Origin of the sequence: Kocuria sp. NBRC 114282, from assembly GCF_030268385.1 — a bacterium.
In the GTDB taxonomy this organism is placed as follows: Bacteria; Actinomycetota; Actinomycetes; order Actinomycetales; family Micrococcaceae; genus Kocuria; species Kocuria palustris.
In genome coordinates this window covers 104,976-128,398 of record NZ_BSQO01000002.1, presented here as the reverse complement: position 1 = coordinate 128,398, position 23,423 = coordinate 104,976, and the positions used below count along the sequence as shown (strand labels likewise).

At 70.9% G+C, this 23,423-nt stretch carries 21 protein-coding genes and 2 tRNA genes; 5 read left to right on the top strand and 18 right to left on the bottom strand.

Going from position 1 to position 23,423, the window contains the following annotated elements:
* Positions 1 to 29: 29 nt before the first annotated feature.
* Complete coding sequence (corA, locus tag QSJ40_RS04235; RefSeq protein WP_006215482.1) at positions 30 to 1,034, top strand: magnesium/cobalt transporter CorA; 1,005 nt, start codon at positions 30 to 32, stop codon at positions 1,032 to 1,034.
* A gap of 79 nt (positions 1,035 to 1,113) precedes the next feature.
* On the opposite strand, the gene QSJ40_RS04230 is transcribed toward corA, so the two are convergent.
* The gene (locus QSJ40_RS04230; protein ID WP_006215483.1) at positions 1,114 to 1,929 is read right to left on the bottom strand and encodes a DedA family protein; all 816 of its coding nucleotides are present in this window, start codon (positions 1,927 to 1,929) and stop codon (positions 1,114 to 1,116) included.
* A 151-nt stretch (positions 1,930 to 2,080) separates the two neighbouring features.
* Here QSJ40_RS04230 and QSJ40_RS04225 point away from each other — a divergent pair, with 151 nt between their 5' ends.
* Positions 2,081 to 3,088: a mechanosensitive ion channel family protein gene (locus QSJ40_RS04225; protein ID WP_006215484.1), complete on the top strand. Its 1,008-nt coding sequence runs from the start codon at positions 2,081 to 2,083 to the stop codon at positions 3,086 to 3,088.
* A 30-nt stretch (positions 3,089 to 3,118) separates the two neighbouring features.
* On the opposite strand, the gene QSJ40_RS04220 is transcribed toward QSJ40_RS04225, so the two are convergent.
* Positions 3,119 to 4,144 carry a LysR family transcriptional regulator substrate-binding protein gene (locus QSJ40_RS04220; protein ID WP_285729058.1) on the bottom strand — a complete coding sequence of 342 codons (1,026 nt, stop codon included), beginning with the start codon at positions 4,142 to 4,144 and terminating at the stop codon, positions 3,119 to 3,121.
* A 74-nt stretch (positions 4,145 to 4,218) separates the two neighbouring features.
* Here QSJ40_RS04220 and QSJ40_RS04215 point away from each other — a divergent pair.
* Positions 4,219 to 4,291, top strand: a tRNA-Ala gene (locus QSJ40_RS04215).
* Positions 4,292 to 4,461: 170 nt separating this feature from the next.
* On the top strand, positions 4,462 to 5,235 hold the full coding sequence (locus tag QSJ40_RS04210) for an SDR family NAD(P)-dependent oxidoreductase (protein ID WP_006215486.1): 774 nt from the start codon (positions 4,462 to 4,464) through the stop codon (positions 5,233 to 5,235).
* A 1-nt stretch (position 5,236) separates the two neighbouring features.
* On the opposite strand, the gene QSJ40_RS04205 is transcribed toward QSJ40_RS04210, so the two are convergent.
* From QSJ40_RS04205 to QSJ40_RS04180, 6 genes are all read right to left on the bottom strand, one after another.
* Positions 5,237 to 6,649, bottom strand: coding sequence for a TIGR01777 family oxidoreductase (locus tag QSJ40_RS04205; RefSeq protein ID WP_006215487.1), 1,413 nt, complete (start codon positions 6,647 to 6,649; stop codon positions 5,237 to 5,239).
* A gap of 108 nt (positions 6,650 to 6,757) precedes the next feature.
* The gene (locus QSJ40_RS04200) at positions 6,758 to 7,426 is read right to left on the bottom strand and encodes a YbfB/YjiJ family MFS transporter (RefSeq protein WP_502875240.1); all 669 of its coding nucleotides are present in this window, start codon (positions 7,424 to 7,426) and stop codon (positions 6,758 to 6,760) included.
* On the bottom strand, positions 7,311 to 7,853 hold the full coding sequence (locus QSJ40_RS04195) for a YbfB/YjiJ family MFS transporter (RefSeq protein WP_006215489.1): 543 nt from the start codon (positions 7,851 to 7,853) through the stop codon (positions 7,311 to 7,313). The genes QSJ40_RS04200 and QSJ40_RS04195 overlap by 116 nt, the downstream gene beginning before the upstream one ends.
* A gap of 121 nt (positions 7,854 to 7,974) precedes the next feature.
* The gene (gene betT, locus QSJ40_RS04190) at positions 7,975 to 10,287 is read right to left on the bottom strand and encodes a choline BCCT transporter BetT (protein ID WP_006215490.1); all 2,313 of its coding nucleotides are present in this window, start codon (positions 10,285 to 10,287) and stop codon (positions 7,975 to 7,977) included.
* A gap of 202 nt (positions 10,288 to 10,489) precedes the next feature.
* Complete coding sequence (locus QSJ40_RS04185) at positions 10,490 to 11,224, bottom strand: DsbA family oxidoreductase (protein WP_006215491.1); 735 nt, start codon at positions 11,222 to 11,224, stop codon at positions 10,490 to 10,492.
* A gap of 36 nt (positions 11,225 to 11,260) precedes the next feature.
* Positions 11,261 to 11,839, bottom strand: a complete 579-nt coding sequence (locus QSJ40_RS04180; protein WP_006215492.1) for a YceI family protein — start codon at positions 11,837 to 11,839, stop codon at positions 11,261 to 11,263.
* 197 nt (positions 11,840 to 12,036) lie between these two features.
* On the opposite strand from QSJ40_RS04180, the gene QSJ40_RS04175 reads away from it, so the two are divergent.
* Complete coding sequence (locus QSJ40_RS04175; protein ID WP_006215493.1) at positions 12,037 to 12,459, top strand: YccF domain-containing protein; 423 nt, start codon at positions 12,037 to 12,039, stop codon at positions 12,457 to 12,459.
* Between the two features lie 103 nt (positions 12,460 to 12,562).
* Here the strand turns inward: QSJ40_RS04175 and QSJ40_RS04170 are convergent.
* The 10 genes from QSJ40_RS04170 to QSJ40_RS04125 form a co-directional block, all read right to left on the bottom strand.
* Positions 12,563 to 12,639, bottom strand: a tRNA-Leu gene (locus tag QSJ40_RS04170).
* Between the two features lie 60 nt (positions 12,640 to 12,699).
* Entirely contained in the window at positions 12,700 to 14,088 is a 1,389-nt protein-coding gene (locus QSJ40_RS04165; protein WP_040561362.1) for an NAD(P)/FAD-dependent oxidoreductase, read from the bottom strand.
* A 131-nt stretch (positions 14,089 to 14,219) separates the two neighbouring features.
* Positions 14,220 to 15,629 (bottom strand): S8 family peptidase, encoded by a 1,410-nt coding sequence (locus QSJ40_RS04160; protein WP_006215495.1) that lies wholly within the window; start codon positions 15,627 to 15,629, stop codon positions 14,220 to 14,222.
* Between the two features lie 59 nt (positions 15,630 to 15,688).
* On the bottom strand, positions 15,689 to 16,681 hold the full coding sequence (locus QSJ40_RS04155) for a Ppx/GppA phosphatase family protein (RefSeq protein ID WP_006215496.1): 993 nt from the start codon (positions 16,679 to 16,681) through the stop codon (positions 15,689 to 15,691).
* 46 nt (positions 16,682 to 16,727) lie between these two features.
* Complete coding sequence (locus QSJ40_RS04150) at positions 16,728 to 17,291, bottom strand: DUF501 domain-containing protein (protein WP_375543934.1); 564 nt, start codon at positions 17,289 to 17,291, stop codon at positions 16,728 to 16,730.
* Between the two features lie 92 nt (positions 17,292 to 17,383).
* Positions 17,384 to 17,965 carry an FtsB family cell division protein gene (locus QSJ40_RS04145; RefSeq protein ID WP_006215498.1) on the bottom strand — a complete coding sequence of 194 codons (582 nt, stop codon included), beginning with the start codon at positions 17,963 to 17,965 and terminating at the stop codon, positions 17,384 to 17,386.
* Positions 17,966 to 18,204: 239 nt separating this feature from the next.
* Complete coding sequence (gene eno / locus QSJ40_RS04140; RefSeq protein ID WP_006215499.1) at positions 18,205 to 19,485, bottom strand: phosphopyruvate hydratase; 1,281 nt, start codon at positions 19,483 to 19,485, stop codon at positions 18,205 to 18,207.
* A 124-nt stretch (positions 19,486 to 19,609) separates the two neighbouring features.
* Complete coding sequence (locus QSJ40_RS04135) at positions 19,610 to 20,308, bottom strand: MazG family protein (RefSeq protein ID WP_006215500.1); 699 nt, start codon at positions 20,306 to 20,308, stop codon at positions 19,610 to 19,612.
* The gene (locus tag QSJ40_RS04130; RefSeq protein ID WP_285729041.1) at positions 20,305 to 21,570 is read right to left on the bottom strand and encodes an adenosine deaminase; all 1,266 of its coding nucleotides are present in this window, start codon (positions 21,568 to 21,570) and stop codon (positions 20,305 to 20,307) included. The genes QSJ40_RS04135 and QSJ40_RS04130 overlap by 4 nt, the downstream gene beginning before the upstream one ends.
* Before the next feature lie 4 nt (positions 21,571 to 21,574).
* Positions 21,575 to 23,383: a hypothetical protein gene (locus QSJ40_RS04125; RefSeq protein ID WP_285729038.1), complete on the bottom strand. Its 1,809-nt coding sequence runs from the start codon at positions 23,381 to 23,383 to the stop codon at positions 21,575 to 21,577.
* Positions 23,384 to 23,423 lie beyond the last annotated feature (40 nt).

Below are 23,423 nucleotides of genomic sequence, written 5' to 3'. Positions count from 1 at the left end.
CCGACGCCGACGCCCCTAGGATCGACACCATGCCCCTTCAGCACTGCGCCGTCTATCGTGACGGGCGCCTCCTGGCGTCCCCGAGCTCGATCCGCGAAGGAGCCCGGCTGCTCGATGACTCCCCCGAGCACGACGGCAGCTTCATCTGGATCGCCCTGGAATCGCCCACCCGGGAGGAGTTCGACCAGCTGCAGGGGCGCTTCGCGCTGCACGATCTGGCCGTCGAGGACTCGCTGCAGGCCCATCAGCGGCCCAAGGTCGAGCGCTACGGGCCGGACATGTTCACGGTCCTTCGCCCGGCCGTCTACGACGATGCCCAGGAGCAGATCCGGATCGGGGAGATCCACGTCTTCCTGGGCACCGACTACGCGGTGACCGTGCGCTACGAGCCGTCGGAGGTGCTGCGCCGAGCCGCTCGGCGCCTGGAGGACGATCCCAAGCTGCTGGCCCGGGGGCCGGCTGCCGTGCACTACACCGTCGTCGATCAGATGGTGGACGACTACTTCCCGGTCCTGCAGGGGGTCTCAGCCGATCTGGATCAGATCGAGGACGATCTGCTGGCCGGCGAGGACCGGGTCTCGCCGCGCATCTACAGCCTCGCCCGGCAGGTCACCGGCTTCCACCGCGCCTGCGAGCCCCTCGAGGACATGCTCGGGCAGGTTGCCCGGGCCGAGCGGGTCCGGGACGACGAGACCCTGCGCCACCTGCTGCGCGATGTGTCCGATCACGCCGTGTCGGTGACCCGCCGCGTGGAGTCGCTGCGCGCGGCGCTCAACGACGCCATGCAGCTCGACGCCACGCTGACCGCCGCCCGGCAGAACGACGCCGCCATGCAGCTCAACGACCAGACCAAGAGGATCTCGTCCTGGGCCGCCATCCTGGTGGTGCCGACCCTGATCGCGGGCATCTACGGCATGAACTTCGACGACATGCCCGAGCTGCACTGGGCGCTGGGCTACCCGTACTCGCTGGGGCTGATGGCGCTGTGCTCGCTCGTGCTCTACCTCGTGTTCAAGCACAAGGACTGGCTGTGAGCGCTCGTGCCTGAGTACGACGACGGCCGGTCGCCTCCCCGGAGGAGGTGACCGGCCGTCGTCGTGCGGTGTGCGGGACTCAGGCGCGCTTGGCGCGACGAGCCGCCTTCTTCTCCTCGCGCTGATGCCGCATCTGCTCGTCCTTGCGGGCGCGGCGCTCGAGGATCTCCTCGACCGACTCCTCCCGGGAGCCGTCGGTGCGGCCCTTGCTGATCTTGAGGACGCGCTTCACGACCCACCAGAGCAGGAAGACGATGACCACGACGTAGACGATGTTGGAGAACACCCCGGCCCACTGCTCCATGAGGTGCCAGTTCGCCCCCAGGATCCAGCCGGCCACCACGAAGATCGTGTTCCAGATCAGCGAGCCGATCGTGGTCAGGCCCGTGAAGAACCAGAACGGCATGCGCTCCACTCCCGCCGGGATCGAGATCAGCGACCGGAACAGCGGCACCATGCGGCCGAGGAAGATGGTGTACGGGCCGTACTTGTCGAACCAGTCCTCCGTGCGCTCGACGTCGTGGACGTCCACCAGCGGCAGGCGGTCCACGATCAGGTAGAGGCGACGACGGCCCAGCCAGGCGCCCAACCCGTAGAGCGCCATGGCTCCCACGACGGAGCCCAGCGTGGTCCAGAAGATGGCCTCCCACAGAGTGAAGCCGCCCTGGGTGGCCGTGAAGCCGGCCAGCGGGAGGATGATCTCCGACGGCAGCGGCGGGAAGAGGTTCTCCGCGGCCACCAGGAGGCCCGCGCCGGGGGCGCCGATCGCATCCATCAGGTCCACGGACCATCCGGCGATGCCGGTCAGCCCGGCCTCCTCGGAAGCGGACTGCGCAGCGATCTGCGGTGCGGACTGGGCTGCGATGGTCAGCGCGGAAGAGCTGGTCAGGGGCATGGGTCTCCTTGCGGGAAGTCGGTCGCGCGGACGGCGCGCATGCGGGGCGCACGTCGGCGGGCGGCTGTGTCGCAGCATTGTTCCAGACCGGACCGGGTATCCGCTGGGAGCCATCAGCTGTCGTCAAGCCGCGGACACTATCCTTCCCGGCATGCAGCTGCTGGCCTCCTCAGAGACTTCCCCCGCGGACCTGGCGACCTGGTCCTTCTGGCTCGGAGCCCCCTCCCGGATCCTGCTGATCATCATGATCGCCCTGGTCGCCTCCGCCCTGGTCCGGCTGATCATCCGCCGTGTCACGCGCGGCATCGCCAAGGGCACCCACGCGCGCGTGATCGCGAAGGTCGAGGAGTCCGGGGCACGCAGCTGGGTCGAGGACTCCGGAATCGCCACCAAGCGCCAGGCCCAGCGCGCCCGCACCGTCGGGGCGGTGCTCTCCTCCGTGGTGGTGCTCGTCATCTGGGCCGTCGCCCTGCTGATGGTGATCGCCGAGATGGGGTTCAACATCGCCCCGGTGCTGGCCTCAGCGGGCATCGCGGGTGTGGCCCTGTCCTTCGGCGCCCAGTCGCTGATCAAGGACTACCTCTCCGGCATCTTCATCGTCGCGGAGGATCAGCTCGGCATCGGCGACATCGTGGACCTGGGCGAGGCCTCGGGAACGGTCGAGGACGTGGGCCTGCGCATCACGCGCGTGCGCGATGTGGAGGGGACCCTGTGGCACGTGCGCAACGGGGAGATCCTGCGCGTGGGCAACCAGTCCCAGGGCTGGGCGCAGTGCGTGCTCGACGTCCCCCTGCCCTACGACGCCGACCTGGACGACATGATCCGCCGCCTCGAGGCTGAGCTCTCCTCGCTGCCTCGGGATCCCGAGGTCGGTCAGCACGTGATGGGCGTGCCGGAGGTCTGGGGCGTGGAGGCCCTGTCCGGCGAGTCCCTGACCGTCCGGCTGGCCGTGAAGACCGCTCCGGCCCAGCAGTGGGCCGTGGCCCGGGTGCTGCGCGTGCGGATCAAGAAGATGCTCGACCGCGAGGGCCTTCGAGTGCCCCTGGTCAACCAGGCGGTCATCCGCGGCGGCGGCCTGACCGTCGACTCCCCGCACGACTCGACCCCGCCCACCGGAGCGCAGCCGATCGTGGGCGGCGGGCAGCCGAAGCAGGGCTGAGGCCGGGGCACCCTGCTCGGCAGCGCCTGCTCAGCGCCCCCGGCCGGGCCTTCCGCCGCGGCCCTTGGGCTTGCCACCGGGTCGACCTCCGCCGGAGCGGCGCGGCCGCCCTCCGGCCAGTCGCTTGCCTGCCAGCTGATCGCCGCGGCTCGTGCCCTTGCCGGTGCGGGAGCCGCCCGAGGCGGAGCCGGACTTCGCCTTGCTGCGCTTGCGCGCCGCACTGGCCGCCCGCTGCACCTCGGGATCGCGGCTGTTGGACAGGTCCTCGTCTCCCCGGGAAGCGATCGCCTCGGACTCGCTGCCGCGGGAGCTGCCCTCACGGCGCCCGCGGACGATGCCCTGGAAGTCCTGGACCATCGCCTCGGTCTGCTCCGGGAGGTCCTTCGGCCACACCAGCACGACCGGCACGAGCGGCAGGTCCTGAATCGGGCGGTAGGTCAGATCCTTGCGGTGGTGCCACCGAGCCACGGACATGGGCGCGACGTACAGGCCCACCCCGGCCGCGACAAGCTCTACGGCGGCCCCGGAGTCGGCGATCTCGGGCAGCTGGCGCGGCGCACCGGCGTCGTCGGTGCCGCGCCCCTCGGCGGAGGGACGGTGCTCGGGCAGCTGGTCGAGCTCCTGGAGCAGCCACTCATCGGCCAGCTCTCCCACGGGGACGTCGTCGAGCAGCGTCAGCTCGTCGTCCACCGGAAGGATCACGACCTGCTGCTCGTCATAGAGCTCCACGACGTGGAACGACTCCCGCAGCTGGGTCAGGTCCGCGAGCGCCGCCCCGGCCTCGGTGTGCGGGTGCGGCGTCAGACGGATCAGGGCGACGTCGACCGTCTCCCCCAGCGCCTGCGGCCACTGCCCGGGTGCCAGCTGCTGCTCCTCGAGCCCGTCACCGCGCTCGCGCCAGCGCCGCAGCCACTTGCCCGGCATCATCCCGGTCTCGTAGCCCACCCGCAGGACGGGGCCCTGTGCGGTGTCGGAAGCGCCCGACGACGGCCCCGGCACGTCCTGCTGGTCAGTGGGGGCCGGCTGATCGGGCTCCGGGTGCGCGTGGGATTCCATGCCGCACAGACTAGAGGCTGCGCCCGGAGTTGGACGCCCAGCCCCCTGGGGCGTACGCTGATCTGGTTCGTTCCGGGGCTATAGCTCAGTTGGTAGAGCGCTTCGTTCGCAATGAAGAGGTCAGGAGTTCGATTCTCCTTAGCTCCACCCCGTGAAAGGCCCTCCGACCAGGCATGACGTCAGGTAGGAGGGCCTTCTTCATGCCCTGTTGCAGCAATCGCCCCGCGCCCAGCCCCCGAGCAGGTCGAGTGGCCTCTCAGTGTGAGTCCGCGCCTCCCCGCAAGGCTGCCTGGCGCGCCACGTCCTAAGCTGGTGGCATGTCTTCTCTCGCACTGATCACCGGGGCCTCCGCGGGCATCGGCCTCCAGCTCGCCCACGGCCTCGCCGAGCGCGGCTTCGACATCGTGGGCGTCGGGTCCGGAGACCGGATCCTCGACCTGCCCGAGCAGCTGCCGGGCGTCGAGGTGCACCCGGTCCAGGCCGACCTGTCGACTCGTGAGGGCGCGGAGGCGGTCTGGCAGGCTGTCCAGCAGCTGGATCCACCGCTCGAGGTCGCTGCGCTGAACGCCGGACGCAGCCTCGGCGGGTCCTTCCTGGACACGGACCTGGACGACGAGCTGGCCATGCTCGGGCTCAACGTGACCTCCCAGGTGGTTCTGGCCAAGCACGTGGCCCGGCACATGGCCCAGCGCCGAGCGGGGCGGATCCTGATCACGTCGTCGTTGTCCGCCACTACCCCGACCCCCTACGAGTCGATCTACGGGCCCACCCGCGCCTTCATGAGCAGCTTCGCCCAGGGACTGCGCCAGGAGCTGCGCGAGTTCGGCGTGAGCGTCACGGTCCTGATGCCCGGGGCCACGGCCACCGACTTCCACCACACGGCCGGCATGGACGACACGAAGTTCGGCTCGAACGACTGGAAGAACGATCCGTCCGTCGTCGCGCGGCAGGGCCTCGACGCGCTGTTCGCGGGCAAGGATCATGTGGTGGGCGGAGACGCCGCCACCAAGCGCGCCGCGGCTGTGAACCGCGTCCTTCCCGAGCGCATCAAGGCGGAGCGCTTCGCCCGCGATTCCAAGCCGAGTAGCTGAATCAGCTTCTCGGCGGCAGCGTCTCCCCCAGGGCGTCGGCCAGCTTCGGGTGGCGGAACGCGTGCCCGTGGGCCTCGAGCGCGGCCGGGCGCACGAGCTGGTCGGCCATCACGAACTCCTCGTTCGCCTGCCTCCCCAGCAGGAGCCTGGGCCCCAGCGCCGGGGTCGGAACGATCCGGGGCCGGTGCAGTGCGCGGCCGAGCTCGCGGGCGAACTCCCGCTGGCGCACCGGCTCCGGGGCCACGGCGTTCACCGGCCCCTCCAGCCCGCCGTCGACGACTGCCCGGGCGTAGATCCGGGTGAGGTCATCCAGCGAGATCCAGGACAGGTGATTGCGCCCGCCGCCCAGCGGGCCGCCGAGCCCGGCCAGGTACAGCGGCAGCTGTAGCCGCAGCATCCCGCCCAGGCTCGTCATGACCACGCCCGTGCGGATGCTGACCCGGCGCATGCCCAGGGCCTCCACACGGGCGGCCTCCGCCTCCCAGTCGCGGCAGACCTCGGCCAGGAAACCGCCTCCCGAGGCCGAGCCCTCGACCAGCTGCTCGCTGCCGCGCTGGCCGCCGTAGTACCCGATCGCTGAGGCGCACACGAAGGCCTCCGGGCGCACGGAGGCGGGCAGCCGCTCGCACACGTCGGCGATCAGCCCGGTGGAGGACAGCCGCGACTCGCGGATGGCGCGCTTGCCGGATTCGGTGAGGCGTCGGGCGATGCTCGCTCCTCCCAGGTGCACGACGACGTCCGCCCAGGCAACGTCCGAGGGATTCAGGTGCCCTGTGCCCGGGTCCCACGAGACCTCGTCCTCGCGCTGGGCCGCCCGCCGGACCAGTCTGCGCACGCTGTGCCCACCGGTCGAGAGCATGGCCGCGACCTGGGAGCCCACGAGCCCCGAGGCACCGCCGATCAGCACGTTGAGCCTGCGCCCTCCGCTGATCCCGTCGAGCTGGCCCTGGAAGTCCAGGTCCGCGCGCAGCTTGGTGGAGCGCGCGCGGAACGTGGCCTCCAGCGTGGGGCGCATGGCGGAGGCGACGAACCTCGCCCTCTCACCCAGGCGGCCCGGCAGCGGCTCGTAGGCGATCCGATCGGCGATCAGCGTCGCGCCGTCCTCATGCGCGGCGAAGGTGTGCGTGTGCTCCCAGCTGCTCAGCGGGCCGCGCACCATCCGATCGACGAACGAGTGCTCCGTGGGCCCGGGCTCGTGCTCGCTGACGAACGGCACGCGCACCGACCCGGCGGTGCCCGGAGCGCTGGTGCGCAGGTGGGCCCGGGAACCCGTCGACAGCGGCGGCCAGGACTCCTGCAGCACCGTCTGGGCCCACTCGGGACTCAGCCGGGTCAGGGCTCCGCTGCGGCAGTGCCAGTCCCAGACGGTCTCCAGCGGATGCTCGAGGACCTCCTGATGGTGGAAGACCGCCATGATGCTCTCCTTCGGCCTCGGGTCATCGGCCTCGTGGCCGATCCCCTCACTGTCCTCGATACGGGCCGACGATGCCAGCCGCCTTGCCGCGGACGATGCCGGAGGCGCTCACCGAGCCTGCGCGGCCCGCGCCCCGAGCAGGCTCAGCGCCATGCCCGCAGCCAGCGCGATCGCGGCCACGATGAAGCTGCCCATGATCGTGCCGCTGAGCACCGCCGCCACCAGAGCCGGTCCGGTGATCTGCCCCAGGCTGTACCAGGTCGTGAGCTCGGCCGCCGCGACCGGGGACCCCAGCTGCGTCCCGACTCCGATGGTCATCATGGTCACGCCCATGAACGTCGCGCCGAACAGGGCCGCCGCCGCCAGCAGGAGGACGGGCGCGGAGGCGAAGATCGCCAGCACCGCGCCGAGGACCTGCAGCCCGTAGCAGACGGTCAATGCCTTGCGGAGGCCGATCCTGGCGGCGACGAGCGACCACAGCAGCGGCGAGGGTGCTGTGGCCGCTCCGGCCACGAGCCAGGTCGCCGCGGCGGCCGTCGCTCCGAACACGGGCTCGGCCAGCACCACGAGATAGGTGCCGATGATGATGTAGCCCGCGCCCTGGCAGAAGTAGCCCACGGACAGCTGGAGCATGCCGTCGGGCCGGGAGCCCGGGGTCTCGTCATCCGGGACCGGGGCGCCCGAGGCCTCGCCAGCCGACGGCGCCGCCCACCGCCAGCACCAGCGCCCCCGAGGCCAGGATGCCCGTGCCCACTCCCGCGTACACCAGCCCGGCATCATGCGGGCGTCGCGCAACCTGCGGGATGCGCTGGGTGATGCACACGAAGACCAGCCCGGAGGCGACTCCGGCCGCCAGGCGCACCGACGCCTGCCACAGCGGCTCGCCGCTCAGCGCCACCAGTGCGAGCAGGACGGCGGTGGACAGGAGCCCGACGCGCAGCAGCGCGGAGCTTGGCCGCAGCCAGCCCCGGGCCACGGCCAGGCAGCCCAGGAAGTAGCCCGCGTAGTTCGCGGTCGCGATCCAGGCGCTCGGCCCGGTGCCCCAGTTCAGGGCCGCGACCATCAGCGGGAGCACCGGGGTGTAGAAGAAGCGGCCCAGCCCCATGGCCACCGCCAGCCCCAGGGTCCCGCGCAGGACGACGGCGGGGGATCCTGCCGGGGCCTCCCTCGGGCCGGTGCTCGGCCCCGCGTGCGACGTGCTCATGTCGAGCAGGCTATCCCCGTGGCAGCCGTCGGAAGGCGCCGTCGAAGCGGAGCCGCGGATGCGACAGGCCCCCGTCCCGACGCGCGGCGTCGGGACGGGGGCCTGTGTCCGGTCAGGAGCCTCAGCGGCGCTGATCCGGATCCGGGGCATCGGGCGACGGCATGACCACCCGCGAGGAATCCGGCTGCGGGCCGGGCAGATCTCCGGGCACCGGCGTGAGGTCGTCTGCGGGATCCGTCTCCTGCGGAGGGGTCAGCACGGAGGCCGTCGAGTGCAGCGTCGAGTAGTCCAGGAACCCGAGGTGGGACTCGAAGCGGTCCAGGACGTCGTCGATGATCTGCTGGCGGGTCACACCCATCAGGTCATAGCCCTCGGAGCCCGTCTGGGTGAAGACCTCCAGGCGGAAGTAGCGCTCCGGGTTCTGGCCCATGCGCGCGCCGACCATGGGGACGTTGGTCTCCACGGCGGCGACCTCGTAGCGGAACGGGCGATGATCGCCCATGTCCACCTCGATGCTCGAGGACGGGATCCCGTGCTCGGCCAGCTCATTGACGGCCATCGTGGATGCATAGCCCTGCTTCTCGAACTCGCGGGAGACATCGCTCAGCGCGGGCTGCACGGTGCTGGTCACGAACTCGGCGACCTGGCGCTTGGACGGGTAGGAGCGCAGGTTGGCGAGGCGCTGGCGCCAGCTGCGCTCGGGGGCGTGGCCGCCACTGGCGGCGGTGTTGGAACGACGCAGCTCACGGCCCTCGCGGTCGGCCTTCTCCATGCGCAGCGCCTTCGTGAACGAGGCCATGATCAGGTAGGCCACGATCGTCACCGGCAGGGCGAAGATGAGCGTGGCGTACTCCATGGTCGTCACACCGCCGGCGATCAGCATCGCGATCGTGAGGATCGCGGTGAGCACGGCCCAGAAGATGCGCAGCCACTTGGGGCCGTCGTCGGCGGGGTCCGGGATGGTCGAGGAGTAGTTCGACATGACCATGGCGCCGGAGTTGGCGGAGGTCAGGTAGAAGAGCAGCCCGGACAGCGTGGCCAGCCCGATCAGGAAGGTCGCCCCCGGGAACATCTCCAGCAGCGCGTACCAGCCCTGCTCGGGGCTGTCCATGGACAGCTGGGCGAACTCCTCGTTGCCGTTGACCATGACCTCGTGCAGCGCGGAGTTGCCGAAGATCGTCACGATGAGGAAGTCGCACAGCACCGGCGCCGTGATCGCGGCGAGCACGAACTCGCGCAGGGTGCGACCGCGGGAGATCCGCGCCAGGAACAGGCCCACGAACGGACCCCAGGCCAGCCAGAAGGCCCAGAAGAACAGGGTCCAGGAGCCCATCCACTCCGCGCCGTCCGGGTTGTAGCCCATGGTCTGCAGCGTGCGCTCGGGCAGGGTGAAGATGAACCGGCCGATGTTCTGCACGATGCCGTTCATCAGGAACGCGGTCTGCCCGAAGATCAGGATGTAGACGAGCATGGCCGCAGCGGACCAGATGTTCAGCTCCGAGATGATGCGGATGCCCTTGTCCACGCCCGACGTGCAGGCCGCGATCGTGAGCACCACGGCCACGATGATCAGGGCGATCTGCAGTCCCAGCCCATCGGGGATGCCGAACAGCGTCGAGAACCCGACGGAGAGCAGCACCACGCCGATGCCCATGGATGTGGCCACGCCGAACACGGTGCCGACCAGGGCGAAGATGTCGATCACATCGCCGGTGGCCCCGCGCACGCGCTTGCCGAGCAGCGGGTACAGCGCCGCGCGGATCGACAGCGGCATGCCCCAGCGGTAGGCGAAGTAGCCCAGGGCCATGCCGATCAAGGAGTACATGGACCACCCGGCCACGCCGTAGTGGAACATGGTCCACACGACCGACTCCTCCGCGGCCTCGAGGCTGCGCGGGTCCCCGTCGATCGGGTGGATGAACTGCGTGATGGGCCCGGTCACCGAGTAGAACAGCATGTCGATGCCCACGCCGGCGGCGAAGAGCATGGCCAGCCAGGTGAAGAACTTGTACTCGGGGCGCGAATGATCCGGACCGAGACGGACGGAGCCCTCCTTGGAGAAGGCCACCCACAGGACGAAGCCGATCACGAGGGTCACGGTCAGGACGTAGTACCAGCCCAGGTTCTCGGCGATCCACAGCACGATGCCGTGCATGGTCTCCCGAGCGCTGTCCGGGGCGGCCATCGCGAAGGCGGAGAACGCCAGGATCGCGCACGCCGCGATCAGGAACACCACCCAGTTGACCTGCGGGCCCCTGTCCTGCGTCAGGGCGGAGTATCCGGCCGAGAGCTCCGAGGAGGAGACGGGGGCCCGCCTCTCCTCGCGCTTGGTCTCGCGCTGCTGGTCCTTGTCCGTGCCGCCGAGGCGCTGGCGGTCCAGCGGCGTCCGCTGTCCTCCTTCTCCTGCTGTCCTCTCGTGCTCGGATTCGCTCACGCAGTGCTCCCTTCGCTGGATTCGAGTGCTCGGGTCGAACCGCAGGAGCGGGCGTGCGAGCACCTCGCCCAGAGGGCATGACGACTGCTATGGGGAGATTCCCAGGCGACTCCTACGATTCGAGCAACCTTGCGATGATAAAGGATTCTCTCGAAACAGCGAGGTATCCGATCGAAGTGGGAGCGGTCTGACGTCCCGCCGATCAGTGCGCGGACCGATGCCCGTCAGTGCCCGCGGCGCCGTCGTCGTCCGCCTCTGAGCCCTCCGCTGAGGCGGCCCAAGCGGTGCCCAGCGCCTCCAGCAGCACCTCCGGCGGCTGCGCTCCCGAGACCGCATAGCGCGAGTCGAGCACGAAGAACGGCACGCCCTGCACCCCCAGGCTGCGGGCCACCGTCAGATCGTCCTCGACCGCCCGCTGCCAGGTGCGCTCCTGCAGAGCGGTACGGGCCTGCTCGGGATCCAGCCCGACCTCCTCGGCCAGGCGGACGAGGACGTCGACGTCATCGAGATTCAGGCCCTCGGACCAGTGGGCGCGGAACAGGCGCCGCATCATCTCCGGACCGCGGCCGCGCGCCTGGGCGAAATGGCCCAGCTCGTGGGCCCTGCGCGTGGACGACGAGATCACGTCATCCATCGCATAGTCGATCCCGACCTCGCGGCCTCGGGCGATCAGCGGACGATGCATCTCATGGATCTGTTCCAGGCTCATGCCCTTGTGCTCAGCCAGCATCTGGATCATGGGCATGGTCTCGCCCTCGGGGAGCTCCGGGGCGAGCAGGAACGAGTGGTAGAGCACGCGCACGGCGTCGCGGTGCTCGAACTGCTCCAGCGCCAGCTCCAGGTGGCGATCGCCCAGGCAGCAGAACGGGCACATGACATCCGACCAGATGTCGATGCTCAGGGTGCCGGGCTCGGGTGCGCTCAGGGGAGAATCCATGTCCGGGACACTACCGTCGGCCGCGACGGCAGCCGCTCAGCCCTGCGGGGCAGAATCGGCGCCTGCGGGTGCATCCTTCACCAGGGAGAGCTCGAATTCGAGGGTGATCTTGTCCGAGACCAGCACGCCGCCGGAGTCCAGCGGGGTGTTCCAGGAGACGCCCCAGTCCTTGCGGTCGATGCGCCGCGAGCCCTCCAGGCCGGCCCTCAGCTGCCCGAACGGATCGGTGTCCACGCCCAGCAGCTCCAGCGGCACGGAGATCGTGCGGGTCACGCCCCGGATCGTGAGCTCGCCGGTGACGATGAACTGATTCTCGTCCACCTCATCCACCGCCGTGGAGTCGAACTCGATGGTGGGGTGCTGCTGCGCATCGAAGAAGTCGGCGCTGCGCAGGTGGGCATCGCGCTGAGGACTGCGGGTGTCCACGCTCGCCACCTGCAGGACGACTCGCACCTGCGAGCGCGACATGTCCTCGGCATCCAGCTGCGCGGTGCCCGAGACGTCGTTGAAGGCGCCTCGGACCTTGGTGACCATCGCGTGGCGCGAGGAGAAGCCCACCCGGCTGTGGGTCGGATCGATGCTCCAGGTCCCTGTCAGCTCGCTCTGAGCGCTCATGTTCGTCTCCTCTGCCTGCGTCGTAGCTGCGCGGGCGACCAGACCCGCTCCCCCATCGTAGGACCGGGCCCCACCCCGATAGCACCTTATCGGTCCCCAGTTCAGGGGCGCTCATCTGCCCTGTGAACTGGAGCGATGCATTACCGGGCAGTCACGGGGACCCGCGGCCGCAGCGCCCCGTCGGCTAGTCTCGGTATATGAGAAGCCTCCTGTCATTCATCCTCAACATCATCTGGTTCCTGACCGCCGGATGGACCCTCTTCCTGGGCTACGCGCTGGCCGGGATCCTGGCCTGCCTGCTGATCGTGACCATCCCGTTCGGGCTGGCGTCGTTCCGCATCGCCGGATTCGTCATCTGGCCCTTCGGCCGCGAGGTCATCACCACCCGACGCGCCGGTGCCTTCAGCGGGCTCGGCAACATCGTCTGGTTCGTGATCGCCGGCTGGTGGCTGGCTCTCGGCCACGTCATCACCGCAGTGGCCCAGGCGGTCACGATCATCGGCATCCCGCTGGCATGGGCGAACCTCAAGCTGATCCCCGTGACCTGCTTCCCGTTCGGTCGCGAGGTGGTCCCCGCCTCGCAGCTGCGCGCACAGATGTACCCGGTCGCACGGGCCTGATCCCCGGCAATCTGCCGGTTGGTGACAGATGAGCACCCCATCAGCGCTGATGGGGTGCTCATCTGTCACTGATCGGATGCGGGCCGTCGAACCGAGGGTCGGCTGGTGCCCCCACTGGGACTCGAACCCAGACTGAGCGGATTTTAAGTCCGCTGCCTCTGCCGATTGGGCTATGGGGGCCTGGACGTCGGACGCCCCTCCCGCCTGGGCGGAAGGGGCGTCCGGTCAATGTCCGCAGGGTCAGAGCTTGACCTGCTTGCGCACGACCTCCTGACCGGTGGCGGTCTCGAAGTTCAGGCGAGGATCGCGCACGTGGCGGATCTGGGTCGTGTTGCGCCCGAAGACCATGTTGGCGGCCCACTCACTGAGGATCCGGAACTTACGATCCAGAGTCGGCATGGCGTAGGCGTGGTAGCCGCGGTGCATGAGCCAAGCCAGGGGGCCGGAGAACTCGACGCCCTTGAGGTTGGCAGCACCCTTGTACAGGCCCAGTCCCGCCACGGTGCCGAGGCTCTCGTGGTAGTAGTCCTCGAGCGGCTTGCCCTCTCGAGCGGCCAGGATGTTCTTGACCATGACCTTAGCCTGGCGGATGGCGTGCTGCGCGTTCGGGACGCAGAAGCCGCCGGGGCCCTGACCGGACAGATCCGGAACTGCGGCGTTGTCACCGCCGGTCCAGGCGCCCGGGATGGGGCCGTCGTCGCCGGTGACCCGCAGGTCTGCTCCGGCGCGGACGCGGCCGCGGTCGTCGACGGGGAACGGGGTGTTCTTCTTGAACAGCGGGTTCGCCTGGACGCCAGCGGTCCAGATCAGGGTGTCGGCGTCGAACTCGCCGGCCGGGGACTTGTCCTGCATGTTGATCAGCTTGATGTGATCGTCCTCAGCGGATTCCAGCGAGGTGTTCAGCAACACCTCCACACCGCGCGAGCGCAGCTCGGCCACGACCTTCTCCGCGCGGTCCTGGGAGACCTCGGGCATGATGCGCCCGGCCGCCTCGACCAGCACGAAGCGCAGGTCGGAGACCTTCACGCGCGGGTTGCGCTCTGCGGCCCTGCGTGCCGCGTCCTCGAGCTCGCCGATGGTCTCGATGCCTGCGAAGCCGCCGCCAACCAGCACGAAGGTCAGGGCCTTGCGGCGCTCCGGACCGTCCTCCATCTGGGAGGCGGCGCTGATGCGCTCGAAGACCCAGTTGCGCACCGCCACGGCTTCCTCGATGGACTTCATGCCGATCGCGGACTCGCCCAGCCCCGGGATGGGGAAGGCGCGGGTCACGGAGCCCGCGGCGAGCACGATCTCGTCGTAGGGGACCTCGAAGACGGGGCCGTCGTTGATGGAGGCCACAGTGGCCACGCGCTTGTCGTGGTCGATGCCGATGACACGGCCCGACAGCGACTCGGTGTCCTTGAGGAACTGCTGGAAGGGAGCCACGGCGGAGCGCGCCTCGAGGCTGCCGGCAGCGACCTCCGGGAGGAAGGGCAGATACATCATGTAGGGGTTCGGATCGACGATCGTGACGATGCCGCCGGACTCCTTGATCCGCTTCTGGAGCCCCTGAGCCACGTGGTAGCCCAGGTACCCGCCGCCCACGATGAGGATGCGATTACGGTCCTTTGCCAGGAAAGAGCTAGACATGGTTTCGAGTCTAGTCATAGGACGAGGCCGTCCTCGCCCCCGCTCCCCCGTGCGTCTCGAGAGTTCACGCACATCTCATCCGTCGCCCGGTCGGGAGCCCTCACGAGGGGCTCGCCGAGAGGTGCGGGGCCTCAGCCGCGGCGCAGCAGCCAGCGGATGTGCCGGACCGCCCCGATCGTGATCGCGGCGACCAGCAGCCCGAATCCGGCCAGCACGAAGATCGGCAGCCTCCCGGTCGAGTTCAGCGGCTCGACGGGCTCCGGAGCCTCCGCCTCGACCGTCACATCCTCCGTCAGCGGCGGCCCGGAGGTCGCTGCCGAGGCGCTCGTCTCGCTGTCGTGACGGCGATGCACCTCGATCCACTGCTCCATGGAACCCAGCGGAGAGTCCTCCATCTCCGGCAGGTCCGCGGTCACCGCCCGGTTCACGTCCAGGATCCCGTAGCCGTAGAGCGGGTCCTTGCCGGGCTCGCCCGCGTCCTCGGCCGAGGCCGTGATCCGGTGAGCCACCTCGTCGGCGCTGAGCTCTGGATGCTCTGAGCGGATCAGGGCTGCCGTGCCCGCCACGATGGGGGCGGAGGCGGAGGTGCCCGTCCAGCTGGCATAGCCGCCTCCCGGAGTGGCTCCCACGAGCTCCTCCGCCGGACCCGCCACCGAGATCGAGATCCCCTGCGACGACGACTCCCAGCCGGCCTGCCCGTCCTGATCCACCCCGCCCACGGTCAGCACGCTGGGGATGGTCGCCGGAGCGCCCACCTGCACCAGGCCGTTTCCGCGGTTGCCTGCCGCCGCCACGATCAGGACGTCCTTCTCCTCCGCGTAGGCGAACGCCGAGTCCCAGGACTCGGGCCAGGACTGCTGCGGGGAGCCCACGGACATGTTGATCACGTCGGCGCCGTTGTCGACGGCCCAGCGCACGGCGTCGGGGATCTGCTCGTCGGTCGAGCGCACGCCGGCCTCATCGGTTCCCAGCGCGGTCGACACGGCCAGGATCTCCGCCTCGGGGGCCACGCCGATGATGCCCTCGGCGTGATCGGCGCCGTGGCCGCGCCCGGCCGCGACGGAGGCGACCATGGTCCCGTGATCGGGATCCGCCCCCAGCGGCTCCTGGCCGTTCGCGGCCCCGATGCCGGAGACGTCCGTTCCCCCCGAGACGGCCCCCTCGAGGTCCGGGTGCGAGCCGTCCACGCCGGTGTCGATGATCGCGATCGTGGCGCCCTCCCCGCGCGAAGCCTTCCAGGCGTCGCGGACGCCGTACTCATCGAGCCAGTACTCGTCCGCGCGGGCCTGCGACTCGGAGATCTCGGTGGACTCGGCCGGCTGCGAGGGCTCCGGCACGGGCACGTCCGACGGGTCCGTGACCGGCACCGACGGCGCGGGGCCATCCGGCACCGGGGTCTCCTCGGTGGCCTGGACGGGGCCGGCGATGACCGCGCTGGTCAGCATCCCGCTCAGCACGACGGAGGCGCTCAGCGCCACGGCGGTGCGGACCGGGCCCCGCCCTCCATTGCCGGAGGTGCGCTCGGAGGCTGTGGGGCTCATGGTCAGGTCCTTCGTGGACTCCGCGAAGCGGATCCGGGTCGGCAGGCGCCCCGGGGACGTCAGGCCAGCGGAGCCTTCTGGGGGATGGTGGACAGGCGGGACAGTGCGATGCCGTCCAAAATATCGTGCTCGCTCGTGGTGGCGGTGCTCACACGCCCGTCGGTGGCCTCGGCGATCCGCTGCAGCACGCGCCGCCACACCAGGGCGCCGCCGCCGATCACGTCGCCGCGCCCGGGGTGCATGACGCCCAGGGCGTCGCGCTGCTCCCGGGTCATGGCGGTGAGCTCGCGGCAGGTGCGCTCCAGATCGGAGATCGGCAGCTCGGCGCCGTTGATCCGCTGCTCGTCGTAGTCCTCCAGGCCCAGGGCCAGTGCGGTGATGGTGGTGACGGTCCCGGCCACGCCCACGATCTTCCGGGTCTGGCCCAGCGGGACGGTCAGCGCCGCGGAGTCCAGGGCGCGGTCCACATCCGCCAGCACCGCGCGCTGCTGCGCCTCGGTGGGCGGGTTGGAGCCCAGGTGGCGCTCGGTCATGCGCACGCATCCGATGTTCAGCGAGCGCGAGGCCAGGATCCCCGCCGAGCTGCCGAGCACGAGCTCGGTCGAGCCGCCGCCCAGGTCCACGACCAACGTGCGATCGTCCTCGGACTCCGGAGCGGCCACCATGGTGGCCCCCGCGAAGGACAGGGCCGCCTCCTCCTCGCCCGAGATCACCTCGGGGGCCACGCCCAGGCGCGAGCGGATGCCGTCCACGAAGACGTGCCGGTTGCCGGCGTCGCGCGTGGCCGAGGTGGCCACGAAGCGCACCGAGTCCACGGCGTGCTCATCGAGCAGGCGGGCGAAGCCGTCGACGGCCGCGAACGTGCGCTCCAGCGCCTCCTGGGCCAGCCAGCCTGTCGCATCCACGCCCTGGCCCAGGCGGACCATCTCCTTGGTGCGCACGAGCTCGTTCAGCTCGATCTCGGCCGGGGAGGCGCCCACGGCGTCGTCAGCCGCCTCGGTGATCAGCAGGCGGATCGAGTTGGTGCCGCAGTCGATGGCTCCGACGCGCATGGGGGCTCCTCGGTGTACTCGGGCTCTTCAGGGGGTGGGGCGGTGCTCAGGACTCGCGCCAGGCGGGATCGCATCGGCAGATCTGCGGGGACCAGGTGTCGGCGATCAGCTCGAGCGTCTCGTCGCCGAGCAGGTTCACGCCGGGTCCCGCGGACAGCGAGTGTCCGACCAGCACGTGCAGGCACTTCACGCGGGTGGGCATGCCGCCTGCGGAGATGCCGTCGATCTCCGGGACCTCCCCGGAGCCGGCGATGGCGCCGATGCGCTCGCGCCGGGCCAGGTAGTCCTCGTGCGAGCGCTGGTAGGACGCCGCCAGCTGCTCGTCCTCGCCCAGGCGGTCGGTCATCCCGTACATGGCTCCCTCCGCCTCCAGCCGCGAGACGGCTGCCGTGATCACGGGGTGGGCCAGGTAGTAGACCGTGGGGAACGGCGTGCCGCCGGACAGCCTCGGAGCGGTGGCCGCCACGAGCGGGTTGCCGCAGGCGCACCGGGCCGGGATCTCCACCACATCGCGCACGGGCCGGCCCAGCTGGCGGGCCAGCACCTGCAGGTCCAGCTCCTGCGGGCGGCGGTTGGCGGCCGTGGAGTTCAGGCCGCGGGGCTCGGCCACGTCCACCCCGGCCGGGGCGATCCCGGAGACGGTCTGCTCCAGATCCGGGCGCGGCTGATCGCTGCTGGTGCTCTGCTCGCTCACGGGGGTCCTCACTCGGTGGTCTCGGCGGTGGGCGACGACGAGGCGGACGGGTCCTCCTGTGCCTCGTCGAGCTCGGGGAAGCTGTCGGCGGAGTCCTCGGCGCGCTGCGGCCAGGCGGAGTCCTTGAGCGAGCCCCACAGGGCGTCGGCCCAGGCCGGCCTGCCTGCGGACTCCTCGACGGCAGAGGTGTCCGCGGCCCCGGTGCCGACCTCGTCGGCGCCGACCACCAGGTAGGAGCGCTGTCCGGGCTCGACCATCATCAGCCGCTCCCCTGCCTGCTGCTCGACGTAGTCCGGGTTCTCCCACAGCTCGAGCTCGTCCTGCAGGGCATCCCGGTCGGCGGACTTCTCCTCGATGCTGGCCTCCAGCTCGGCGATCTCCGCCTGCTGGTCCAGGTAGATCTTGGTCGTGGGGGCTGCCAGGAAGACGATGAACAGCACGATCGCCACGACCCACAGCAGGCGACGGCTGCCCGACGAGGTCGTGAAGCGTCGCAGGCTGCGCGCGGGGGCCTCGTCGCGCTCGGCCGGATCCGGCTCGGAGCCGCGCTCGGACCGCGGCGCGCGGTCCTCGGTGCGGTGATCGGACACGGATGCTGCTCCTGGCTCTGCGACGGTCTGCGTGCTCGGGGCGTCCCCTCACTGTGCGAGGGCTGCGGGACGCGCGTTCGACGAGCGAGCGGGCCCAGTCTAGTGGCACGCTCGGACCCCGCTCGGCACCGACGAGGCAGCGCCTGCCCCGCGACGACGGACCGCCGCCACCCTCCCGAGTCAGGAGGACGACGGCGGTCCGCGTGCGGACGGCTGCGTTCAGCCGTTCAGCCGCGCTCTCAGGCCGAGAAGCGCGGGAAGGCCGAGACGCCGGCGTAGGAGGCGGCGTCTCCCAGGGCCTCCTCGATGCGCAGCAGCTGGTTGTACTTGGCCACGCGCTCCGAGCGCGCCGGGGCGCCGGTCTTGATCTGTCCGGCGTTGGTGGCCACGGCGATGTCCGAGATCGTGGTGTCCTCGGTCTCGCCCGAGCGGTGGGAGACCATGCACCGGAACATGTTGGTCTGCGCCAGGGTGATGGCCTCCAGGGTCTCCGTGAGGGAGCCGATCTGGTTGACCTTGACCAGCAGGGCGTTGCCGACGCCCTCGCGGATGCCGCGGGCCAGGAACTCGGGGTTGGTGACGAAGAGGTCATCGCCCACGAGCTGGACCTTCTGCCCGACCGAGGCGGTGAGCTTGGCCCAGCCGTCCCAGTCGTTCTCGTCCAGCGGGTCCTCGATCGAGACCAGCGGGTAGTCGGCCACGAGCTGCTCGTAGTAGGCCGCCATCTCATCGGCCGACTTCTTGCCGCCCTCGAAGGTGTAGGAGCCCTTGTCGAAGAACTCGGAGGAGGCGACATCCAGCGCCAGCGCGATCTGCTCGCCCGGCTTGTAGCCGGCCTTCTCGATGGCGTCCAGGATCAGGTCCAGGGCAGCGCGGTTGGACTCGAGGTCGGGCGCGAAGCCACCCTCGTCGCCCAGGCCGGTGGACAGGCCGCGGTCCTTCAGCACAGACTTCAGCGCGTGGTAGACCTCGGTGCCGGCGCGCAGGGCCTCCGAGAAGGTGGCGAAGCCGATCGGGGCGATCATGAACTCCTGGATGTCCACGTTGGAGTCCGCGTGGGAGCCGCCGTTGAGGATGTTCATCATGGGCACCGGCAGCACGTGCGCGTTGGGGCCACCCAGGTACTTGTACAGCGGGAGGTCGGCCTCCTCCGCCGAGGCGCGGGCCACGGCCAGCGAGACGCCCAGGATGGCGTTGGCGCCGAGCTTGGACTTGGTCGGGGTGCCGTCGAGCTCGAGCATGGCCTGGTCGACCAGGCGCTGGTCGGTGGACTCCATGCCGATGACGGCCTCGGCGATCTCCTCGTTCACGGCCTCGACCGCACCCAGGACGCCCTTGCCCAGGTAGACGTTCTTGTCGCCGTCGCGGCGCTCGACGGCCTCGTGCTCACCGGTGGAGGCGCCCGAGGGCACCGCCGCGCGACCGAAGCTGCCGTCCTCGAGGCGGACCTCGACCTCGACCGTGGGGTTGCCGCGGGAATCGAGGATCTGACGTGCGTGGACGTCGATGATCATGGCCATGGAAGGTCTCCTTCGATCGGTGCTGCGGAAACGGGCCGAGGCGTCCCGCCAGGACCCGGTGCTTCTGCTGACGAGCCTATCGAGAAGGCCCTGTCACGAACATCATTATTGCCTGTGCTTCCGCTCAGTCCTGCGGGAGCCGTGCCGGATCGCGCTGACGGACCCACCGGGCGCTGTGCTCGCGCAGGGCGCGCTCGGCATCCAGTCCGTCCGACGAGGCCTGGCGCACCAGTTCGAACAGGGCCTGCCCCAGCTGCTCCTGAGTGCGCGGGCGGTCCTCGTCCGGCTCCGAGGGGCTCTGCGGCTCCAGTCCGTGGCGCCTGGCCTTCGAGAGGATCTTCTCGGTGCGCTGCAGGGCGGGAAGCCCCGGCGGCACGCCGTCGAACGGGCCGGTGCGCTGGGGCTTCTCGGCCCGCTTGAGCTCCTCCCACCGGGCGTGCAGGGCGGCATCGTCCGAGGCCTCGGCCCTCTGGGCGTCGGCGAAGACCTCGGGGTGACGGCGCACGAGCTTTTCGCTGATCCCCGCCACGACATCGTCGATGTCGAACCCGCCCTGCTGCGCGCTGCGCTCCTGGGCGATCCTCGCGTGGAAGACCACCTGGAGCAGGACGTCGCCGAGCTCCTCCACGAGCTCGTCGCGGTGGGCCTCCGGCCCGCCGGGGGCTTCGACGGCCTCGACGACCTCGTAGGACTCCTCGATCAGGTGCTTCACGAGCGAGGAGTGGCTCTGGCGCCCGTCCCACGCGCAGCCGCCGGGCGAGCGCAGACGGTCCATGATCGCCAGCAGCCGCTCGAAGGCCGCCCCCGATCCGTCCTGGCTCACCAGGTGCCCTCGGAGGCCTCGGCCTCGTGAGCGGCCATCATGTCCCCCAGGCCCAGCGGGATGCCCGATCCGCGCACGGCGTCGAACTCCGCTCCGATCCGCGCCTCGAGGGCCACGCGCTGATCCAGCGGCAGGAAGGCCGACTGGGCCGCGCTGCGCTGCAGGGTCTCGAGGTCATCCAGCGAGAACCCGTGCAGGGCCACGAGCTCGCCGAGCTCGGTCGTGAGATCCGTGCCCGAGACCAGCCGGTTGTCCGCCCCGACCACCACGCGGAAGCCCGCACGGTGCAGGAAGCCGATCGGATGGCGCTGCGTGCCGGGGCCCAGGACGCGCACGAGGTTGTGCGGAGGGTTCCAGCCTGCGACCGCACCGGTCTGGCTGTTCGAGCGCGGGCAGACCTCCAGGGCGATGCCGCGGTCGCGCACCCACCGGGCCAGCTCGCCGAGCTCGATCGAGACGTCGTCGTCCGGGGCGTCCGACAGCGCCACGTCCTCGACCAGGCGCACGCCGTGGCCCAGGCGCAGCGCGCGGCCGTCGACCACCGCCGAGCGAAGGGAGTCCAGGCCGGCGCCCTCGCCCGCGTGCAGGGTGACGGGCACCAGGCTGCGCGCCAGCAGGTCCAGGGCCTCCTGGTGCCGGCTGGGCGCGAAGCCCTCCTCCGGTCCGGCCAGGTCGAAGCCCAGCACGCCGCCGGGCTCGTCCGGGGAGAAGCGCTCGATGGTCAGCTGCGCGATCTCGAGGCTGCGGTCGGCCTGGCGCATGGCGCACAGCAGCTGCCCGGCGGAGATCTCCAGGCCCTGCTGGGCGGCCGCGACCACGCCCTCCTGCAGGCCCTCGCTGACGGCGTCGACGGCCTGGCCGAGGCTCAGACCGCCGGCCACGTGCTGCTCGGGGGCCCAACGCAGCTCGGCGTGGATCACGCCGTCGGCGGCGAGGTCCTCGACGGCCTCGCGAGCCGCCCGCCGCAGGGCCTCGGCGCTCTGCAGGGCCTCGAGGATCACCGAGAAGGTCTGCAGGTAGCGCTCGAGCGAGCCCGAGTCCGCGGACTCGCGCATCCACTGCTCGAGCTCGGCGGCCGAGTCAGCGGGCGGCTCGGTGCCCGCGGCCTCGGCGAGCTCGAGCAGGGTCTGCGGGCGCAGGCCGCCGTCGAGATGATCGTGGAGGCTGATCTTGGGAAGGGAGCGCAGGACCCCGCCGGCCGAGCCGACGGGGTCCTGGCTCCCGGGCTGACCGGCGGGGCCGGTGCTCGGGATCTGGGTCATGGGATCAGTAGTTCCAATCCTGGAGGGCGTCGTTGACGTGCTGCGGGATGTTCGCCCCGGTGCGCGGGTACATGCGCAGCTCCTCGACGTAGTTCTGCGAGGGCAGGCGGTTCTCGTAGCGCACGAACGCCTCCTCGTCGTCGTAGTCGAAGGAGACCTCCGGGGGGATGCCCGGACGGAAGCGGAACATGATCGCCAGCGGGGCGCCCTCGCCCTCGACGTACGAGTCCTGCTTGAGGGCCTGGACCTGCAGGTCCTCCTCGGGGATCAGGTCGAAGGTCGAGCGCTGGTCCCAGAAGCCGCCCTGGCGCACGTGGGTCAGGGCGTCGTAGTAGGTGCCCAGCGTGCGCACGCGGATCAGCACGGTCGAGACGTCGCGGGCGGAGCCGTCGGCACCGAAGAGACGCTTCTGCGCGCCGGCCACGCGGCGGGCGATGTCCTTCTGCGACAGGACCTTGTTGCCCTGAGCCAGGTCCTCGCCGCCCGCTGCCTGCTCCGCGGCGCGGTACGACGGGGCCACATCGGCGCCGCTGGCGACCGTGGGGGCGCCGGAGCCGTCCCGGCTGGACACCGAGTGCGCGGCTGCCGCACCCGTGGGCGCAGCTGCCGGGGAGCGCCGGGCGCCGCTGTCATCGCGCCACTCGTCGTGATCGACGTGCGCCGGGATCTGCTCGCCCTGGGCCTGCGAGGCTGCGGAGGTGCCCGCGTGCTGCTCGCCCGTGCCGGAGCCCGCGGCGGACTGGTGGCCCGCCGTGCGCGCGACCGACTCCTGGACCTCGTGGTCCACCTCGATCGGCTCCTGGCCCTGCTGGCGGGGCGCGAGGTTGTCGACCGTGCCGTTGTCGGTCAGCTGGCCCTCGGGCACGCGCCGCTGCTCCGAGCCGGCGACGACGCCTGCCGCGCCGGCACCGGCCGCGGCGCCGGCACCCGCGGAGCGCTGCTCGGCCTCGACCGGGCGCGCCTCGGGGCCCGAGGTCGCGGATGCTGCCGCCTCGGTGCCCCGAGCATCAGCGGTCCGTGCCTCAGCAGGACGAGCCTCCTGGGTCTGTGCCTCGGGGGTGCGGGCCTCGGTGTCCTGGACGGCCTGCGGCTCGCGGCTCAGGGCCTCGGAGTCGCGGTGACCGTCCTCGCGGGACTCGGCGCCCAGGTCGCGCTGCTCAGCGGCGGGCTCGGCCGTGCCGGCCTGATCCTGCCCGAGCGGAGCCGACTGGTCGCGGCCGCCGGCGGCCGCAGCAGCTCCGGCACCGGCGCCGGCCCCCGCGCCGACACCCGCTGCGGTGGCCCCCGTGCGGGCGCCGCCCTGCGAGGAATCGCCCAGCGGGCCCTGCGCGGCGGGATCGGCCTGCGCGGAGCCGCTGGCGACCCGGTACTGCTCCGTGCGGTGCTCGGCGGCCGGGAAGTCGTAGTCCACGGTGACGGAGCGGCCATCGGCCTCCGGTGCGGCCGCCGTGATGACGACGGTCTGCCAGGCGCCCGTGGACGAGTTCATGGACTCGGTGTAGAGGGCGGCGACGTCGTCGAACAGGGGCGAGGCCTGGTCGACCACGCCGGAATCGGTCTCCGGGGAGCCATCGGCCGCGGCGCGCTCGGACTGGTAGCTCATGGTCGAGCCGCGCTGGACCAGGGTCAGCTTGGCGCGCTCGGCGCCGTCGACGAGCAGGCCGTCGACCAGGCTGCGCAGCGGGCCGGACTCCGGCAGCTGCTGGCCCGCGGCAGCGGTCTCAGCGCCGCGAGGCTGCGTCTGCTGGACATCCGCGTCCGCTGTGCGCGGCTCGCTCTCGGGGGTCTGCTTCCTGCTGAAAAGTCCCATCATGTCCTCCAGGTCGTCAGTCTCGTTCCGCCGGATCGGCGCA

What these genes read in the sequence shown, in the direction of transcription:
- QSJ40_RS04155 (WP_006215496.1), bottom strand. Translation starts at nt 16,681, where the DNA reads ATGCGCGTCGGAGCCATCGACTGCGGCACCAACTCGATCCGCCTGCTG.
- QSJ40_RS04165 (WP_040561362.1), bottom strand. Translation starts at nt 14,088, where the DNA reads ATGTCTAGCTCTTTCCTGGCAAAGGACCGTAATCGCATCCTCATCGTG.
- QSJ40_RS04125 (WP_285729038.1), bottom strand. Translation starts at nt 23,383, where the DNA reads ATGATGGGACTTTTCAGCAGGAAGCAGACCCCCGAGAGCGAGCCGCGC.
- QSJ40_RS04225 (WP_006215484.1), top strand. Translation starts at nt 2,081, where the DNA reads ATGCAGCTGCTGGCCTCCTCAGAGACTTCCCCCGCGGACCTGGCGACC.
- QSJ40_RS04175 (WP_006215493.1), top strand. Translation starts at nt 12,037, where the DNA reads ATGAGAAGCCTCCTGTCATTCATCCTCAACATCATCTGGTTCCTGACC.
- QSJ40_RS04180 (WP_006215492.1), bottom strand. Translation starts at nt 11,839, where the DNA reads ATGAGCGCTCAGAGCGAGCTGACAGGGACCTGGAGCATCGATCCGACC.
- QSJ40_RS04205 (WP_006215487.1), bottom strand. Translation starts at nt 6,649, where the DNA reads ATGGCGGTCTTCCACCATCAGGAGGTCCTCGAGCATCCGCTGGAGACC.
- QSJ40_RS04160 (WP_006215495.1), bottom strand. Translation starts at nt 15,629, where the DNA reads ATGAGCCCCACAGCCTCCGAGCGCACCTCCGGCAATGGAGGGCGGGGC.
- QSJ40_RS04195 (WP_006215489.1), bottom strand. Translation starts at nt 7,853, where the DNA reads ATGAGCACGTCGCACGCGGGGCCGAGCACCGGCCCGAGGGAGGCCCCG.
- QSJ40_RS04185 (WP_006215491.1), bottom strand. Translation starts at nt 11,224, where the DNA reads ATGGATTCTCCCCTGAGCGCACCCGAGCCCGGCACCCTGAGCATCGAC.
- QSJ40_RS04130 (WP_285729041.1), bottom strand. Translation starts at nt 21,570, where the DNA reads ATGACCCAGATCCCGAGCACCGGCCCCGCCGGTCAGCCCGGGAGCCAG.
- QSJ40_RS04200 (WP_502875240.1), bottom strand. Translation starts at nt 7,426, where the DNA reads ATGCCGGGCTGGTGTACGCGGGAGTGGGCACGGGCATCCTGGCCTCGG.
- QSJ40_RS04210 (WP_006215486.1), top strand. Translation starts at nt 4,462, where the DNA reads ATGTCTTCTCTCGCACTGATCACCGGGGCCTCCGCGGGCATCGGCCTC.
- eno (WP_006215499.1), bottom strand. Translation starts at nt 19,485, where the DNA reads ATGGCCATGATCATCGACGTCCACGCACGTCAGATCCTCGATTCCCGC.
- QSJ40_RS04230 (WP_006215483.1), bottom strand. Translation starts at nt 1,929, where the DNA reads ATGCCCCTGACCAGCTCTTCCGCGCTGACCATCGCAGCCCAGTCCGCA.
- QSJ40_RS04220 (WP_285729058.1), bottom strand. Translation starts at nt 4,144, where the DNA reads ATGGAATCCCACGCGCACCCGGAGCCCGATCAGCCGGCCCCCACTGAC.
- corA (WP_006215482.1), top strand. Translation starts at nt 30, where the DNA reads ATGCCCCTTCAGCACTGCGCCGTCTATCGTGACGGGCGCCTCCTGGCG.